General features: G+C 51.2%; 16 protein-coding genes. 5 read left to right on the forward strand and 11 right to left on the reverse strand.

All coding sequences use genetic code 11. The features are described from left to right. Positions 1–9: 9 nt before the first annotated feature. From ntrB to AC5JMP_RS11555, 5 genes are all read right to left on the reverse strand, one after another. Complete coding sequence (gene ntrB / locus AC5JMP_RS11535) at positions 10–858, reverse strand: nitrate ABC transporter permease (protein ID WP_495851608.1); 849 nt, start codon at positions 856–858, stop codon at positions 10–12. Positions 859–957: 99 nt separating this feature from the next. After that, the gene (locus AC5JMP_RS11540) at positions 958–2,325 is read right to left on the reverse strand and encodes a CmpA/NrtA family ABC transporter substrate-binding protein (protein ID WP_495851609.1); all 1,368 of its coding nucleotides are present in this window, start codon (positions 2,323–2,325) and stop codon (positions 958–960) included. Between the two features lie 174 nt (positions 2,326–2,499). After that, positions 2,500–3,405: a UPF0104 family protein gene (locus AC5JMP_RS11545; protein ID WP_495851610.1), complete on the reverse strand. Its 906-nt coding sequence runs from the start codon at positions 3,403–3,405 to the stop codon at positions 2,500–2,502. Between the two features lie 157 nt (positions 3,406–3,562). Next, positions 3,563–4,279: a Uma2 family endonuclease gene (locus AC5JMP_RS11550; protein WP_495851611.1), complete on the reverse strand. Its 717-nt coding sequence runs from the start codon at positions 4,277–4,279 to the stop codon at positions 3,563–3,565. 151 nt (positions 4,280–4,430) lie between these two features. Then, positions 4,431–7,199, reverse strand: coding sequence for an AAA family ATPase (locus AC5JMP_RS11555; protein ID WP_495851612.1), 2,769 nt, complete (start codon positions 7,197–7,199; stop codon positions 4,431–4,433). 557 nt (positions 7,200–7,756) lie between these two features. On the opposite strand from AC5JMP_RS11555, the gene AC5JMP_RS11560 reads away from it, so the two are divergent. Continuing rightward, complete coding sequence (locus tag AC5JMP_RS11560; protein ID WP_495851613.1) at positions 7,757–7,987, forward strand: helix-turn-helix domain-containing protein; 231 nt, start codon at positions 7,757–7,759, stop codon at positions 7,985–7,987. A gap of 103 nt (positions 7,988–8,090) precedes the next feature. On the opposite strand, the gene AC5JMP_RS11565 is transcribed toward AC5JMP_RS11560, so the two are convergent. From AC5JMP_RS11565 to AC5JMP_RS11580, 4 genes are all read right to left on the reverse strand, one after another. Beyond that, positions 8,091–8,327 carry a hypothetical protein gene (locus tag AC5JMP_RS11565; protein ID WP_495851614.1) on the reverse strand — a complete coding sequence of 79 codons (237 nt, stop codon included), beginning with the start codon at positions 8,325–8,327 and terminating at the stop codon, positions 8,091–8,093. A 2-nt stretch (positions 8,328–8,329) separates the two neighbouring features. Then, positions 8,330–8,566: a hypothetical protein gene (locus AC5JMP_RS11570; RefSeq protein ID WP_495851727.1), complete on the reverse strand. Its 237-nt coding sequence runs from the start codon at positions 8,564–8,566 to the stop codon at positions 8,330–8,332. A gap of 264 nt (positions 8,567–8,830) precedes the next feature. Further along, positions 8,831–9,112: a YggT family protein gene (locus tag AC5JMP_RS11575; RefSeq protein WP_495851615.1), complete on the reverse strand. Its 282-nt coding sequence runs from the start codon at positions 9,110–9,112 to the stop codon at positions 8,831–8,833. 113 nt (positions 9,113–9,225) lie between these two features. Continuing rightward, positions 9,226–10,410, reverse strand: a complete 1,185-nt coding sequence (locus AC5JMP_RS11580) for an NAD(P)/FAD-dependent oxidoreductase (protein WP_495851616.1) — start codon at positions 10,408–10,410, stop codon at positions 9,226–9,228. Positions 10,411–11,021: 611 nt separating this feature from the next. Here AC5JMP_RS11580 and AC5JMP_RS11585 point away from each other — a divergent pair. Then, positions 11,022–11,261, forward strand: a complete 240-nt coding sequence (locus tag AC5JMP_RS11585) for a hypothetical protein (RefSeq protein ID WP_495851617.1) — start codon at positions 11,022–11,024, stop codon at positions 11,259–11,261. Positions 11,262–11,271: 10 nt separating this feature from the next. On the opposite strand, the gene AC5JMP_RS11590 is transcribed toward AC5JMP_RS11585, so the two are convergent. Both AC5JMP_RS11590 and AC5JMP_RS11595 read right to left on the reverse strand, forming a co-directional pair. Next, positions 11,272–12,075 carry a YebC/PmpR family DNA-binding transcriptional regulator gene (locus tag AC5JMP_RS11590; protein WP_495851728.1) on the reverse strand — a complete coding sequence of 268 codons (804 nt, stop codon included), beginning with the start codon at positions 12,073–12,075 and terminating at the stop codon, positions 11,272–11,274. Between the two features lie 114 nt (positions 12,076–12,189). After that, positions 12,190–13,920, reverse strand: a complete 1,731-nt coding sequence (locus AC5JMP_RS11595) for a succinate dehydrogenase/fumarate reductase flavoprotein subunit (RefSeq protein ID WP_495851618.1) — start codon at positions 13,918–13,920, stop codon at positions 12,190–12,192. A gap of 180 nt (positions 13,921–14,100) precedes the next feature. Here AC5JMP_RS11595 and AC5JMP_RS11600 point away from each other — a divergent pair, with 180 nt between their 5' ends. The 3 genes from AC5JMP_RS11600 (at position 14,101) to ispG (ending at position 16,887) form a co-directional block, all read left to right on the forward strand. Beyond that, positions 14,101–14,862: a PspA/IM30 family protein gene (locus AC5JMP_RS11600; protein WP_495851619.1), complete on the forward strand. Its 762-nt coding sequence runs from the start codon at positions 14,101–14,103 to the stop codon at positions 14,860–14,862. Positions 14,863–14,868: 6 nt separating this feature from the next. Continuing rightward, a complete protein-coding gene (locus AC5JMP_RS11605) occupies positions 14,869–15,540 on the forward strand; it encodes an HAD-IA family hydrolase (RefSeq protein ID WP_495851620.1) in 672 nt (223 codons plus the stop codon). Between the two features lie 105 nt (positions 15,541–15,645). Next, complete coding sequence (gene ispG, locus AC5JMP_RS11610; protein WP_495851621.1) at positions 15,646–16,887, forward strand: (E)-4-hydroxy-3-methylbut-2-enyl-diphosphate synthase; 1,242 nt, start codon at positions 15,646–15,648, stop codon at positions 16,885–16,887. Positions 16,888–16,907: the final 20 nt, after the last annotated feature.

Here is a 16,907-nt window from a genome sequence, read left to right on the forward strand (position 1 = left end):
TAATACATCCTATTTAGGATCTTCAGGAACAATTCTGTTCTGGATATATGCTGCCGCCTTGTCCAGGACAAGACCCACTGCACCGATATAAACTAATGCCAGAATGATTTGGCTGACATAGTTGTTTTGGTAGGAATCCCAGATAAAGAAACCAATCCCAACCACACCCGACATGACAATTTCTGCGGCAATAATTGCTAGCCATGCCAGACCGATCGCAATTCGTAATCCTGTAAAGATGTAGGGTAATGCCGAGGGAATCAAAATCTTGAAGAAGAACTTTCGATTTGAGAGTTGCAGCACTCGCCTGACGTTGATGTAATCTTGTGGAATTTGACGCACGCCCACCGCCGTGTTGATCAAGATGGGCCAAATTGCGGTGATGAAGATAACGAATAGTGCCGCAGGTTCATTTTGCTGAAGAGCGGCCAGGGCGATCGGCACCCAGGCAAGCGGCGGCACCGTCCGCAAAAACTGAAACAGCGGATCGAGCGCCTTCGAGATCATCGGACTGACCCCGACAATGACTCCCACGCCAATGCCGACGATCGCGGCTGCACTATAGCCGATCGCCACCCGCTGCAAGCTTGCCCAGGTTTGCCAGAATAGCCCTTTATCCAATCCTCCCAAGTCATAGAACGGGTAGAGCAAATAGGTACGGGTGCGATCGTCTAAAAACAGGCTAGATGGCCCCGGAAGCTGGGTCAGTCCAGAGCGGGAAAATAGTTCCCAGACCAGCAGAAAACCCAATGTGCCAAAGAGGGGGGGCAAAATGTTTTTAGCCTGCTTTTTCCAGAATTTGGCGATCGATCCTAAAAAGTCTGACGTGTTTCGAGTTGGCAGTTTAGTAGCGGTCATTCTATATACTCCTAATTATTCTCTAAGGGAATCGTTTTTTGAGTCAAATGGTGGTTGCTTGAGCATTCCAAAAGCAATGAGTATTCGGGAAGCGATCGTCTATATCTTGACCGTCTTAATCTTGAGGCTCTTGAGATAGTCTTCAGGCTTTTCAGGATCAAACTCTGTGCCGTCAAAGAATTTCTCAATACCCCGCGATGTGCTGGTAGGAATATCGGTAGCAGCAATACCCAACGACTTTGCCGCCTCTTTCCACAGGTCTTCGCGGTTCACTCTATCGATAATGGTTTTGGCGTTTGCCAGGGTGCTAGCAGGCAGGAAATCCCAGCGTACGCTCTCGGTGAGGAACCATAGATCGTGGCTTTTGTAAGGGTAGGAAACATTGCCGCGCGCATCTTTCCAGTAGAGTGTAGACTCCTTGACGTCATTGATTTGAGGCTTGCCATCCCCCATGTCATATTTGCCTTTGTAGGGTTCTGACAGAATTTTGGGGGCAATATTGAAGTAGTTGCGACCTGCCAAAATCTTTGCCAGCTCCTCCCGGTTTTCTGGAGTATCACACCATTGCTGTGCCTCCATCACCGCTTTCAAAACCGCCTGGGTTGCCTTGGGATTTTTGTCCACCCAATCCGATCGAATTGCCAAATATTCTTCAGGATGGTCAGGCCAAATTTGGGAAGTCAGGGCTGCCACAAAGCCAATGCCATCTCCCACGATTCGATAAGGCCAGGGATCACCTGTGCTAAAGGCATCCATTGTGCCCGTTTTCATGTTGGCAACCGTTTGTGCCGCCGGGACTGCCAACAAATTAATGTCAGTATCAGGATTGATGCCTCCAGCCGCTAGCCAGTAGCGAATCCAGAAATCCTGATTGGCTTTTGGAAAAGTGTATGCCGCTTTGAAGGGAGTGCCTGCTGTCTTTAGTCCGCGGATGTAGTCGGCAGCTCCGCTAATATCTAGCCCAAAACCTTTATTCGAGTGTTTTTGGGCGATCGCAATACCGTTCCCCTGCGTATTCAACTGCGCCAACACATACATGGGTACTTTTCTGTTCCCTTTTGTGATCACCCCCTCGGAAATTAGGTGAGGCATTGGCATCTGCCATTGTCCACCGTCGATTCCCCCGGCAGCAGCACCAATTTCAACGTTGTCTCGTGCCGCTCCCCAGTTAGCTTGCTTGGAAACCTCGGCTCCCGTCATGCCGTACTTGTTAAAAAAGCCTTTCTCTTTGGCAATGATCAGCGGTGCAGACTCAACGATCGGGATATAGCCCAGCTTGACGATCGGGGTTTCGGGCGCATCCCCTACCGCTATATTCACCAGCGGAGCAGCAAATGTTGCCTCACCTTGAGCATTAGGCACTGAACCCGGAGGGTTGCCAAGACATCCTTTTAAGAAAGTTGCGCTTGCAGCCGCACCTGCCGTAACTAGAAACTTGCGTCGATTCACAGGGGAAAAATTAGACATGAAAACCTCCCTGCAACAGATGAACTGTTGCTGATACATAGATTTTTTTCTATCTAAAACTGAATCTGCATTGGTTTAACGCATGAAAATTAGTCTACTGCGAATTGCGGCGTAGGCATATACTTATCTCAATGATTTTCGAGATGATTATCAAATAAAATCTATAAGTAAAAACTAATCGTTTGCCCTTTTGCGTCGGCTCATGCTCCAAGCAACCCCTGCACCGATCGCTTCCGCCAAAATGCTCACCAGACGATAGAGCGCTACGCTACCCAAGACAATGCCTGTGGGGAACTGATGCAGCAGAGCGATCGCCGTCGCCTCAAATACACCAATGCCCCCCGGTGCACCAGGAACGATGAGACCCAGCAACCAGGCAAAGCTGAATCCGCTGATCAGCGCCGGGATTTGCTCAGGGGCGATCGGGCTGAGCGCCGACATGGTTAAAAGAAATCCTGTTGCCCGCAGCAGCACAAAGCCCGCTTCGCCCAAGAGCGGTCGCAAAGGATAGCGTCTGAGTTGCAGGGTTTCTGTAGGCTCATCCGCAGGCTTGCCCTTTCCCTTCAATCGACTGGCAACCTGCAATAGCGGATTCAAAACACGCGGGTGAATGCTGGCTAAAACGGCGATCAGAATTAATCCCTGCAAGAGTTGATTGTTTTGTTGAGCGCCGATGAGGGCGATCGCCAATGCCGCAGCCGCCATTAGCAGAGGCTCTAGCACAACGCTAAGAGTCGCTGCACTGACTGAAAATCCGACATTTTTGGCTGCCATTACCCGCCCATAAAACTGCCAAATGTTTCCCGGCAGATACTTGGCAATGTTGGTTTTCAGGTAGGTGGCAATACTCCAGGAGGGCTGTGCAGGCTGATTTAGCTCTCGCAAAATCCAGCCCCAAACCCAGCCTGACCAAATATGCGCCAGCAGCGTCACGCCTAGTCCAGCAATCAAATATCTGTAGCCAAGGGCAGTTACCCGAATCGCGGCAACTTCTTCCCAGTGATGCTTGAGCGTGGTGACTAAAAAGAAGAGGATCGCCCCCAAAACCACCCAGCGTCCATAGGTTTTTAATTGCTTCATGCTGACCCGGAATGGATTTCTTAGAATGAATTTCTTCAGACAGTGTTCTGAAAAACTATGCTTCAGGTGTGGCAACCGCCAAGGCGGTTAAGACGGGGACATTTTTGGTGGGGCGCTTTGCGCCCCACCAAAAATGTCCTAAGCGAACTGGCGACAGCTATAATTCCCCAAATCGATCGCGGTATCGTGCCAATTGTGCCGCTAGCTCTTCGGCTCTTTGGCGCTGCTCTTCGGCGATCGCTTCTGCCTGCTGTCGGGTTTGAGTTTCTTGCTGCAATGCTGCCGCTAGTTCATCAGGAATCAGAAGCTTTCCACCTGTATCGAGCCGATAAAATCCAATCAGCAGACCTTCGACGGTTAGCCGCAGTTGCAGGACTTGACTGTGTCCGTCGGTAATGGGTTCATAGACTGATTCTGGTTCGCCATCCAGCGTTACAAAATCATGGAGGCGGTACCCTCGCAGCTTTTCAGTAATCCACTCTCCTCTGGGGTCAAACTGCCAATATTCCTGCACTCCCATCTGGGCGTAGAGATTTTTCTTGGAAAGCTCGTCATTTTGGCGAGTCGATGGAGAGGTGATTTCAAAGATCACGCTAGGAATCTGTCCTTCTTCCCAGGTTTTGTAGGTGTCTCGTCCACCTGGCTCTACGCCAAAGATTACCATCACGTCGGGCGCGACGCGCAGGCGGGGAAAGCCCTGAGCATAGTAAAGAAATTGATTGCCTAGAACTGTGGCTTGTCGTCCGGTGAGGTATTGCCGCAGCACCTCAAGAGTCACTAGCAGCGCATAGAGATGGTCAAAGGTCTCTGCCACGGGTTTACCATCGCCAGTGGGATAGAAGATTTCGACTTGGGATGCAGGAGAAATCACCATCTTGCAGCACCAAAATAGATTGCTTAGTTTACTCTATAGCGCTACGCGCTTAGATCAAATGAGTTATTTTTTGAGAGCCGCGCGGAGCGCGGCTCTCAAAAAATAACTCGTCCTAACTCAATTATGTAATGTCATACGATCTAATCTAGGGCTAATCTAGGGGATCGCGCTCAACCAAAATGATGTTTTCGGTGATTTTCTCGAACGTGTCGTCATGGCTAATGACAAAGAGCTGCCGGAAGCTTTTGATATTGGCGATCGCCTCTGCCAAACTTTCTCGACGGGGGCGATCCATGTTGGTGGTAGGTTCGTCGAAGAAGGCGATATCAATGTCTGCCAGAACGCGTAGCAAGGCTAACCGCACCGCCAGCGCTGCACACATCTGTTCGCCTCCCGATAGGTTAATAAATCGGCGAGAGTGCGCCCCTTCCTGCACCATAATTTCGTAGTCTCGCGTCCATTCCAGAGCTACGTTGGGGCGGTTGAGCAGTTCCCGAAACAGGCGATCGGCTTCGCGGGAGATATTTTGCACATAGCGCTCGGTGATGCGCGGCCCCGCTTCTTTGTAGACTTTGCGAGCAAAGCTGATGAATTTGCGAACTTTGTCTTTTTGCTTGAGGTCTGCCTGTGCCCGATCGCGCTTCTCAGCCATGGAGTCTAGAATGGCAAGCTGGCTGTCTAGCTGCGCCATGAGTTTTTGCTGCTGAGGCAACCCCCCAGCAAGGCGATCGGCTTCGCTGCGAGTTTTTTCATAGAGGGTCTGGATCTGCTGCCACTGCTGCGGATCATAGGTCTGGGTCAGATGCTCATACTCGACTTGTAAGGCGGATTGCTCTGTCACCAGCTCTGCCAACTGTTCAGAAGCGAGATGAAGGTCGGCCTGCAACTTTGCTAACTGATTGGCATCATTGCGGTGCTGCATATAGATCAGATAGGTGGGCTGATGGGTTTGGCGGAGCTGCTTTTGCTGCTCTATCTGATCTTCAAGCTCGGCAAACTGCATGAGCTGTGTTTCAAGCAGGGCGATCGCCTCCTCTAGTTTGGCGGACTGAGCTTTGAGGGCAGCGTATTGCCTGCTCAAGGCGTCAGCTTGCTGAAGATCCCGGACTAGAAGCTGTGCCTGTCCTTTAGGGTTCGCGAGTTGATTTAGCTCGGCTATGAAATGCGATCGCTTCTCTAACCAGTCGGGTTCAGCGGCGAGGGCGGCAGCAATTTGGTCGATGCGTTCCTGAAGTTGGGCGGATTCTGTCTGCCAGTGCGTCTGCTGAGCCTGCTTTGAGTCTAGCGCTGCAAATTCTGCTCTGTGCTGATAGCCCGCCTCAAGCTGTGTTTTGATTTGGCGCAACTGCTCCTGAAGCTTGGACACAGAAATCTGCTCCGACAAATCTGACAAGATCCGCCAGAGGGCGTTGAGCAAATCTGTGTTGAGTTCAACGCCTAACCGAATAGTCGCCAGTGCCGCTTCTACAGAAGCACTTGCCAACAGCGGCACCGTTTGCTGAACGGCTTGAAGGGTGGCTAATGCCTGCTCAGCCTGAGACTGATGGCGATCGCGCTGTGCCTCTCCCTGACTGACCAACTGCCGTAGCTCTGACTCAAACTGCTTGGCGGCTTCTACTCGGCTGAGCTGCTCCTGAAGGCGATCGCGCTTCAGTTCTAAGTCGGGAATTTGGCTGATCAACGATTCTAGCGATCGAATCCGCTCGATTTCGGCACTCAGCTTTGTCTGCTCCGCCCGAATTTTTGCCATTTGCCGAGAGAGATTCTGCTGTTCGGGCTTCAGGGCTTGGAGCTGGTTAAGCTGCTCTATCAGGCTGAGCTGCTGCTGTTCTAGCTCGGTCTGCTGAGCGATGAAAGGCTGCAACTGCTCCAGATCGGCTGAGGCTTGATCTAGCGCCTCCCGCTTGATATCGAGCTTGGTGAGTTGAGTTTGTAGATCGGTGAGTCCTTTTTGCTGCGCTTCTCGCTGTCTGAGGATGCTCTGCCGCTGTTTTGCCTGTTGATCCAGCTCTTTTAAGGTAACCTCTGCCTGTACATAGGTCTGGTAGTTTTCCCGATTTTCCTGACAGACTTGTACGGCGGCTTGCGCCCGCTGCACCGACTGATTGAGCAAGGTAATTGCGGGCTGTTTACCTTCAATCTGCACCGTCAAGTTTTGCAGTTTTGCAGAAGTTTGCTGTACTTGCTGTGCCTGCGCCGTTAGTCGATCTTTCTCAACTTGCAGCGTTGCCAGCTCGGTTTGAAGACCCGCTAATGCCGTTTCGCTAGCGGCGATTTCGCGGCTGACAAACAGATGGCGATCGCGCAGAGACTCCCACTCTTGTAGCGATTCATTGTACTGGGCGATCGAGCGTTCTAGACCCTCGGACTCTGCCTTACCATACTTTTCTAAGGACAGCATCTGCTGATTTGCCATCCGATATTCTTCCACCTTGAGGATGGCATCGAAGATCGGTTTGCGCTTCTCGGAAGACAGCAAAAAATCTGCGGTGAACATTCCCTGAGGAACGCCAATTGTATTGGCAAATAGCCGCGCTAAATCTGTTCCTGGCGCAACGCCAAACTGCTGTCGCAACCAGGGCAAGACCTCGTCTTCAATATGCTTATAATCCAGTTTGGTATCTAACTGCGGATCGTAAAGCGTATAGCCTTTCGTCGTACAGCGCTGAACTTCGTAGGTACGTCCATCTCGACTGGAAACGAAGGCGATCGTCACCTGAGCGCTGTTTGATCCGTTCCGAATCAAATCTTCTTTGTTGTAACCGCCTCGGTAATTAAACATTGCCCAGGCGATCGCTTCCAAAATACTCGTCTTTCCGGCTCCGTTTTCGCCACAGATGGCGTTGGTTCCAGGCTGAAAAGCGAAATGGCGATCGCTATGGGATTTAAAGTTCTTCAGCGTCACCGAAAGAATTTCCATGCTAATCTGCCTTTGCCTCACAAACCATGCCTTCAGGGTAGAACATTTGCACCACGATGATCACGCTGACTCTACTGAATTTTGGCAAAAGTTCTGCAACTGGGTGTGACAGGTTTGCAGAGAAAGACAGGTTTGCAGAGAAAGACAGGAAGCGAACGTTAATTCAAATCGACATATCGCGTTAGGCTGCGCATCAGTTTTCCGGGAACGGGAGCCGGAAGCAAAATTGTCCATTCGTGAACTTCAGCAAATCGACACAGATAGAGTCGATGAATCATAGATTCGATTCCCGGCTCAGAACCGATGATCAGGTGATCAGGATTTGGACGGGTTCGCGATCGGGGTGCTTGGGCGCAAGAGGCAAAGTAGAGATTTCAGGGCATTGATTCAGGATTGGGAATAAAGCCTTTGAACATATTGGTTCACCAGATAGTTAGATGACGATCGCATAGTTGCCAATCGTCATCTAACTATCATACCTTTTCAGTTGCTAATTGTCATCTAGATGCTAATCTACATCGTTTACTCCGTTCAGACTCTCTGACACAATCGAGAGCATGGGAAGAGCAGGAAAAGCGCTTAGACAAGTATTAGAGCATTACAGTATTAGTCAGTATCAGCTTGCAGCCGTGATGGGGATTGATCGCTCCAATGTGAGCCGTTGGGTCAGCGAAGAGAGAGATCCCTCGGCAGAAGCAGTGTTTACAATAAAAAATTCCCTTCAGAAGCTGAACTCTGAAGCGGCAAAGGATTTTGTCCGGCTTTATCTAGATGACATGGAGGAGTAGAGGAATAGAGGAGTATAGGAGCGATCGCCTTTTATTCCTTACCTACAGCGATCGCTGTAGCAGCTGAGTTAAAGTTAAATTAATTTTTTTTGACTTAGCGCTCCTAAGAAGCTGCCAGCAATACCTCTTCCACAGGCTTTGGCAACTTAATCGGGTAGAATCGATTTGCAGAAAAAGCGTAATCTTCCCCACTCTCATCAATGACTCGAATTAATCCATTGGTTTCTGCTTCGTTATCATTGATGATGCGGTATATTTTGCCGACTTCCAATGAAGCTTTGTAGCCTTCACTATTTAGACATACCGCAAACTGATTTATTTGAATCTGCTCTGTTTTCATAGTTAATCTAAAAACGGTAGCTTGAGTTTGAACTCTTTCTTGCCAATTCCATGAGCCTCATACCAATGAATCTCAGCTACCCGTATCATACCGTTGGGAAGCTGAACTTGGGCTACGCCCTTTAACTTCCTCCATTTGGCTCGACCATATTGCTTCTGCAATCGCGCCCGATCTCGAATTCCTGTTCCTATGGCGATAACTTCAATATCTCTGATATCGCCAATAATCTCAAAGTCCACGCGAGAGCAGCCCAAAAAGTGTTGTTTGAATACTAGCGTACTTCGCTTCTTGACTCCCTTGCCTCCAGCGATCCCTTGACCTATTCTGCAAAACCGCATTAAAAAACCAGCACCCTTTAACGGAGACTGGCTTTCTAAAGGCTCAGGAGAGTCGTGGATAGACATTTTCTGAGAAAAAACTTACCCATTTTCTGAGAAGAAGGAACGGCTCCATCGCGCCCTCCTCTCAAAAATGGGAGTTTCTTATCGAGAAATGTCCGCAGGCTAATACATAGAAACAACTGGAGCAACACGAGGCAGCAAACTGATAATGACATTGAGCAAAAGAAACGCCAGCATGGGAGAAAAATCAATGCCGCCCAGAGGAGGAATGATCGATCGAAAAAGATTGAGATAAGGATCGGTAAGCTGGCTGAGAATCGAGAATGGCGGGCTGAGCCAGTTGATATTGGGGAACCAGCTCAACAAGATGCGAATCAGCAACAGCACAAGATAGGCATTCAGAAAGATGGTTAGCGGAGCCACAATCATGGATACGGCGCTCATGGGTTCGTAGGTTCCCTAAATACTAATTACTTGACAATACTTCTAAGCTTAGCGGAGATCAACTGGAACTATCCGATCGCCAAGATACTGGAGCGGAGAAAATCATGGGAAAATCACGGGATCAAGCGATTGGGCGAGAGTTGAGCAAGTAGAATGTCTGGCTCATCCGGCTGACCCATGGCAGATTGGGCAAAGCGCCGTGCTACAGGCGGCAACACTGCAAAAGGATTGCTAAACCCAGAAAATAAGTATAAACCCTCAACAGCTGCAAGCTGACCTACCAACGGAAGGCGATCGCCGCTGAAAGAGACTAAACAGCTAGACCATTGCCCTGGCAACTGTTTCAAGGCAGGCAAGAAATGTCCTACTGTCTGCCGTAGTTCACATTCGCTAGCTGCCGCATCGGCTTGAGCTTGGGGATCAGTCAACGTGCGGCTGACCTGCCCAATCCGCAGGCTGCCGTCCTGAAATTGGATGGCTCCAATATCTAGAACTGGGGCAACCACTTCGTGACCCGGCTGATCCCAGAGCGCGTCATGTTCTATGCTTCCAGCCGTTGCCTCCATTTCAAATCGCTTTAGTTCGGCAGGCATCACAATGGTCTGGAGCTGCACCTCGACAGGAAGGGTTTCGATAATTTCAGCTTGGGTGAAATAGAGTCGAGTCGAGATGCCGACATTGTTGAGTAGCGATCGACTCAAGCCACCCGCACAGATAGCCACATTAGCTCCCTCATAAGTCTGCGTAGGTGTAGTCACTCCCTGTACCCGATCGCCCATCTGTATCAACCCTGTGACTGGGGCAACTTGCATTGTGCCTCCAGCGCGTAAAAAAGCCTGATTGTAAGCCTTTACCGTAGCTTCAGGCGACACATGCCCATGGGGCAGTAGCAGAGCTGCCGCGATCGCCTCAGGATTGAGCAGCGGTTCTGCCTCAACGGCAGCATCAGGCGTTAGCAAGGCAGGTGTGATGGGAAACTGCTGATATTGGCGAACAATCGCTTCAGGATCGCGATCGGCATCGATCATAAGCAACAAATTCATCTCGCGAAACTGCGTGTCTGCCCCTAGCTCAGACGATAGATGGTGATGAATGGCAATCCCTTCTTGGCAGAGCTGCTTGGTCAGATCCGTCGAGCCTGACCAGTAGGCAATACCTCCATAGCTGTAGCGCGTTCCATTTGAAGGAACTGGCGAGTCTTCTAGCAGCAAAACTGAAAACCCTACCTTTGCGAGTTCGTAGCTTAGTGCCGAACCTGCCAAACCCCCACCTACTATGATCCAATCAAACGTTTTCATATCTGCACCGCTTCATATTTGCACCGCCTTACATAGCACTACGCGCTTAGAATCCAAGGAGTTATTTTTTGAGAGCCGCGCGGTTCTCAAAAAATAACTTATCCTAACTCAATTACGTAATCCCATATCGGCACTACTGTGTTTGCGTTCAATTTTTGCCTCTCAGGTCTACTGATATAGGACTTACGCAAGCCCTCTAGCTGTAGTGCATTTTCGTTGTGTGTGGTGGGCGCAGCCCACCACACACAACGAAAATGCGTAAGTCCTATGATCATTACACGTACCGTATGGCAGCCGCCAAGGCGGTTTGCTCAGGACATTGAGGGTGGGGCGCGAAGCGCCCCACCCTCAATGTCCTGAGCAAACTGGCGATAGCCATACCTCTCGCAGATTAGAGTTTTGGGATTGGGTTTGGTGGAGGCGCGCCTCCACCAAACCCAATTTGCATGAGGTTTGCTGATGATCACACGTAGAGGTTGCTCGTGCGGGTCAAGAAATCGTAGCTACATTCTGCATTATTACCACTGTGGAATGAAGTCGGAATGAGCAGAATCGACTATGTAGATCTAATTCACCTGAGCCGTCACTTCAACGTCATGAGCAGAAATACTATGAGCAAAAATTCTCACCGCTTCTGGATTGCGATCGCCGTCTGTGGCGTACTCGGCATTGTTTTTGGGGGTGCAACCAGTCAGGCTGCTATCGATCAATGCACGCAGTCAGATAATTCCAGCGCGAGTTGCAATGTCCGAGATCCCTGGATTATTCGCCTAGAGAACATGGGAATTGGTCTATTTGCTGGCGTTGGTGCAGCCGTTGGTGCAACCTGGCAAGCAGGACAAAAAGAATAGGAGTGGGGCGCTACACCATGCTTGCCAACATCAAATCCTCACTCATCTCAAAATTTGCCGTAGCGCTTTGCACATCGTCCAGTTCCTCCAAGGCATCCATCAGCTGAAGGAGCGATCGAGCCTGATCGGGATCGGTGACTTCAACGCTGTTTTGAGGAATCCATCGCAATTCAGCCTCAATGACGTTGTAGCCTTTATCCTTTAGAGTTTGCACCAAAGCTTCTAAGGTATTGGTATCCGTGTAGACTTCTGCTCCGGGCACCTGATCTTCAGACACCCCCTCCAGGTTAATTATCTCATAGGATTCTGCGCCGCCTTCTAGAGAGGCTTCTAGCAGGGCTTCTTCATCAATCGCCTCAAATGTGCCCTTGCCTAACGCCTTGCCCTGAAGCGTCGCCACACCCTTTTGTTCAAACATCCAGCCGACGCAGCCCATTTCGCCCAAGTTGCCGCCCCGCTTGTTGAAAGCAGCTCTGAGGTCAGCCGCCGTGCGGTTGCGGTTGTCGGTCAGGGCTTCCACAATTACGGCAACGCCACCCGCCCCATAGCCCTCGTAGCGAATCGCTTCTAGCTCGTCGCCGCTCAGTTTGCCAGAGCCTTTGGCGATCGCCCGATCGATGTTTTCGTTGGGCATTCCTGCGGCTTTTGCTTTTTCGATCGCCGTCCGCAGCTGAAAATTGCCTGCTGGGTCAGGTACACCGCTCCGAGCAGCCATAATAATTGCCCGCGATATTCTGGCAAACGTTGCGCCTTTAACCCCATCGCTCTTGGCTTTCTGCCGTTCAATACTTGCCCATTTACTATGTCCCATGATTCCTAATATAGCGGTCGCCAGTTTGCTTAAGACATTTTAGTGGAGCGCGAAGCGTCCCACCAAAAATGTCCCCATCCCAACCGCCTTGGCGGTTGCTACCCATGTCCCATGCTCCTAATACTTGCGCTCTAGCGGCTCAAACATCGTCAGCGATACAGGACGATAGTTGATATTGATACCCGCTGGAGAGTAAAACGCCATCGTGTGCTTGAGAAAATCAGGATCATTGCGATCGGGAAAATCTTCCCGGCAATGTGCCCCTCGGCTCTCCTGACGATTGAGTGCGCCTGTGAGAATCATTTCTCCGACGATCAGCAGACTTTGCAGCTCCAAAGCCTCCACGAGTTCGCTGTTCCAAACTGCGCCTTTTTCGTCAAGATAGATGCGCTGAGCTTTTTGGCGGATACCTTGCAGTTTTTCCAGCCCTTCCCGCATCAATGCCTCATTACGGAAAACGCCGCAGTAGTCAGTCATGCAGTCCTGGAAAGCTTGACGAACTTCGTTGATACGGTACTGTCCCGGCAAGTCAATCAGCTCCTGAATTTGCTGTTCTGCCTGAGTTAAGTAACGCTGCTCATCTACATCAGGAAGCTTGCGGTTTTGCACATATTGGGCGATCGCTGCTCCGGTACGCTTGCCATACACCACACATTCCAACAGCGAATTGCTGCCCAGCCGATTGGCACCATGCACCGACACACAGGCAGTCTCGCCAGCCGCAAAAAAGCTTTCCACCAGCCCATCGCCAATGCCGCTACGCACTCGCCCATCTGTATTGGTGGGAATGCCGCCCATGGAGTAATGAACGGTAGGACGCACAGGCATCGGCTCGGTCACGGCATCAATCCCCACCAGCCGATGGGCTTCTTCCCAGCAGAAAGGGACTCGGCTCATGATTTGCTCTTTACCCATGTGGCGCAGATCGAGGTAGACAAAAGGCCCACCTGCACTGCCGTCTTTATGAACACCGCGTCCCGCCCGAATTTCGAGTGTGATAGCGCGGGAGGTAATGTCTCTAGGAGCTAACTCCATGCGGCTAGGGGCATAGGTCGCCATAAAGCGATCGCCCTCACTGTTGATTAAATAGGCTCCTTCGCCCCGCACGGCCTCCGAGATCAGGACGCCCACCGGATACAGACCCGTGGGATGAAACTGGACAAATTCCATGTCTTCTAGGGGCAGTCCGGCAACAGCCGTCATCGCCAGCCCGTCTCCGGTAGAGGCATAGTCGTTGGAGGTAGTGTTGTAAACCCGCCCGTAGCCGCCCGTGGCAAACATGATGGCTTTGGCTCGGACGACTTCCAGACGGCGATCGCGGATGCGATACATCACCAGCCCCTTTGCCTGATCTTCTTCCAAAATCAGCCGCATCACATACCACTCGTCATAGATCTGTACGCCGTAGCGCCGCAGATTGTTGACCAACTCATGCAGAATGGCGTGTCCGGTTTTGTCGGCAGCGTAGCAGGTGCGTTTGTGGGAATGTCCGCCAAAGGCACGCTGGGCAATACGTCCGTCAGGCAAGCGGGAGAACAGTACGCCCATATGTTCTAGATCGATCACCACGTCAGGGGCTTCGCGGGTGAGAATTTCGACGGCATCCTGATCGGCTAGGTAGTCAGAGCCTTTCACCGTATCAAAGGCGTGGGCTTGCCAAGTATCTTCTGGATCGATGTTCTTTAACGTGGCTGCCATGCCGCCTTGAGCTGCCACAGAGTGCGATCGGATGGGGTGGGTTTTTGCCACCACGGCAATGCTCAAGCTAGGGTCAGTTCTAGCGATCTCGACTGCCGCGCGTGTTCCTGCCAAGCCACCGCCCACAATTACGACATCATGCTCAATCATGTCCAGGTTTCTATCGCTACGCTACTGTCTCTCTATCCTGACGCAACTTGTAGGGTCTGGCATAGAAACCGCTGAACTTCTTTAGAAATGGAGTTTGGAGGAGCTGTCTCAAACCTTCCTTCTATAAGGTGCGGTACCATGAAGCAATCGCCCTGCCTCATGGGCTAATGGAGTTTGGGTATGGGATTATTTGATCGAATTGGACGGGTCGTTCGCGCCAATCTTAACAGCATGGTCAGCCAGTCAGAAGATCCAGAGAAGATACTGGAGCAGGCGGTGCTAGATATGCAAAACGACTTGATCCAGGTTCGGCAAGCCGTTGCCCAGGCGATCGCCACCCAGAAGCGCACTGAGCGACAGATCTCTCAGTCTCAAGCGACTGCCGAAGAATGGTATCGACGGGCGCAGTTGGCTCTGCAAAAAAATGATGAAACCCTGGCTCGTGAAGCTCTTGCCCGTCGCCAGTCCTACCAAGACACCGCCAACGCCCTCAAGTCACAAATTGAGCAGCAAAGCACTGTAGTCGGCAAGCTGAAGCAAAATATGGTGACGCTAGAAAGCAAGCTCTCGGAAGCCAGAACCAAGAAAGATATGTACATTGCTCGTGCCCGTTCGGCAAAAGCCTCGCAGCAGCTCAACGAAATGCTCGATCGCGTCGGCACCAACAACGCTATGGCAGCTTTCGATCGCATGGAGGAGAGAGTCCTGCAACTAGAGGCTCAGTCCGAGGCGATCGCTGAATTGAGCAGTGGAGATGCGATCGAGAAGCAGTTCAAGGTGTTAGAAAGCGGCGGCAATGTCGATGATGAGCTGGCAGCCCTCAAAGCCAAGCTGATTGCCGGAGATGCTCCCAGTCTCACCGCCTCACCCTCAAATCCGGCAAAGCGATCGGCGATCGACGATGAGCTGGAGCAGCTGCGGGCAAAGTTGGAGGAGAGCTAATTCTGCGTGAGGAATATCGAATTTGAGGGAGGCGATCGCCCCCAGGTGATTTTTCTGGATGCTGTCGGCACCTTGTTCGGCGTGAAAGGTAGCGTGGGGGAAACCTATCGGCAAGTGGCGCAAAAGTTTGGAGTCGAAGTAGAGGCGGCGCTGCTGGACAAAGCCTTTTACCACAGCTTCAAAACTGCTGAAGCTCCTATGGCGTTTCCTGGCGCAACGCCAGCCGAGATTCCCCAAAAAGAATATGAATGGTGGGAGCAGTTGGCGCACCGAACCTTTGAGAGAGCAGGGGTGAGCGATCGCTTTGCCAATTTCTCAGAATTCTTTGCGGCGCTCTATGCCCATTTTGCCACCGCCCAGCCTTGGGAGATCTATCCTGACGTTCTTCCAGCGCTAAAACATTGGCAGAGTCAAGGCATTCCCCTAGGCGTGTTGTCCAACTTTGACACGCGCCTTCATGATGTCCTGTCTGCTCTGCAACTCTCCGAGTTTTTCACCTCAGTTACTATCTCGACTGAAGTTGGAGCCGCTAAACCTCACCCTAAAATTTTCCAAAAAGCACTCGCAAAACACGGCTGCCCTTCAGAAAAAGCGTGGCACATTGGCGACAGCTTCAAAGAAGATTACGAAGGGGCTAAAAATCTGGGTATCCGAGCCATTTGGATCAAGCGCGGCTAAAAACAGAATTTCAGCGACTTCCCCAACTATGCTAGAGGTATAGCCTAGGCTGAACTTAGTCCAAACTCACAGTCCAAATTCACTGAATCACTCAACAAACGGGATATGCAAACTCTTCCCAATCTAGCTAGTGCTCAACCTTCGGCGTTCAACTTGCCCACAGACGGCACCCTTCGTCGTCGCAAAACCCGCCCGGTTCCGGTCGGCAGTATAACGATCGGGGGTGGTCATCCGGTTGCCGTGCAGTCGATGATCAACGAAGACACTCTGGATATCGATGGTTCCGTGGCAGCGATTCGGCGGCTGCATGAAATTGGCTGCGAAATTGTCCGTGTTACCGTGCCCAGCATGGCTCACGCAAAGGCTATGGAAGAGATTCGCGATCGCCTTTACGCCTCCTATCAACCTGTGCCCCTGGTGGCAGATGTGCATCACAACGGCTTGAAAATTGCCCTGGAAGTAGCAAACTACGTGGACAACGTGCGGATCAATCCGGGTCTTTATGTGTTTGAGAAGCCCAGCGCCAATCGCACCGAATATACTCCGGCAGAGTTTCAGGAAATTGGTGAGAAAATCCGGGAAACCCTGGAGCCGCTGGTAATTTCCCTGCGAGATCAGAACAAATCCATTCGGATTGGAGTGAATCACGGCTCCCTTGCCGAGCGGATGCTGTTTACCTACGGCGATACGCCCGAAGGCATGGTGGAGTCGGCGCTGGAGTTCATTCGCATCTGCGAAGACCTGAATTTTTACAATATCGAAATTTCGTTGAAGGCATCCAAAGTGCCCGTGATGATCGCGGCAAACCGCCTGATGGTCGCCCGGATGGATGCCTTGGGCATGGACTACCCGCTGCACTTGGGCGTGACTGAAGCCGGAGATGGCGAATATGGGCGGATTAAGTCTACGGCAGGGATTGGCACCCTGCTGGCGGAAGGTATCGGTGACACCATCCGCGTTTCGCTAACGGAAGCGCCGGAGAAAGAAATTCCGGTTTGTTATGGCATTTTGCAGGCTTTGGGGCTACGTCGGACGATGGTGGAGTATGTGGCTTGTCCCTCCTGCGGTCGGACGCTGTTTAACCTGGAAGAAGTGCTGCACAAAGTCCGCGAAGCCACCAGCCATCTGACTGGGCTGAACATTGCCGTTATGGGCTGCATCGTTAATGGCCCCGGCGAAATGGCAGATGCCGATTATGGCTATGTGGGTAAACAGGCGGGCTACATTTCTCTCTATCGCGGTCGAGAAGAGATCAAGCGCGTTCCTGAAGAGCAAGGCGTAGAGGAATTAATTAACCTGATTAAAGGCGACGGGCAGTGGATTGAGCCACAGGTGAGTGAGCCGTAGTTCAAATCATAGACCAAAGC

The organism is Drouetiella sp. (genome assembly GCF_059504425.1).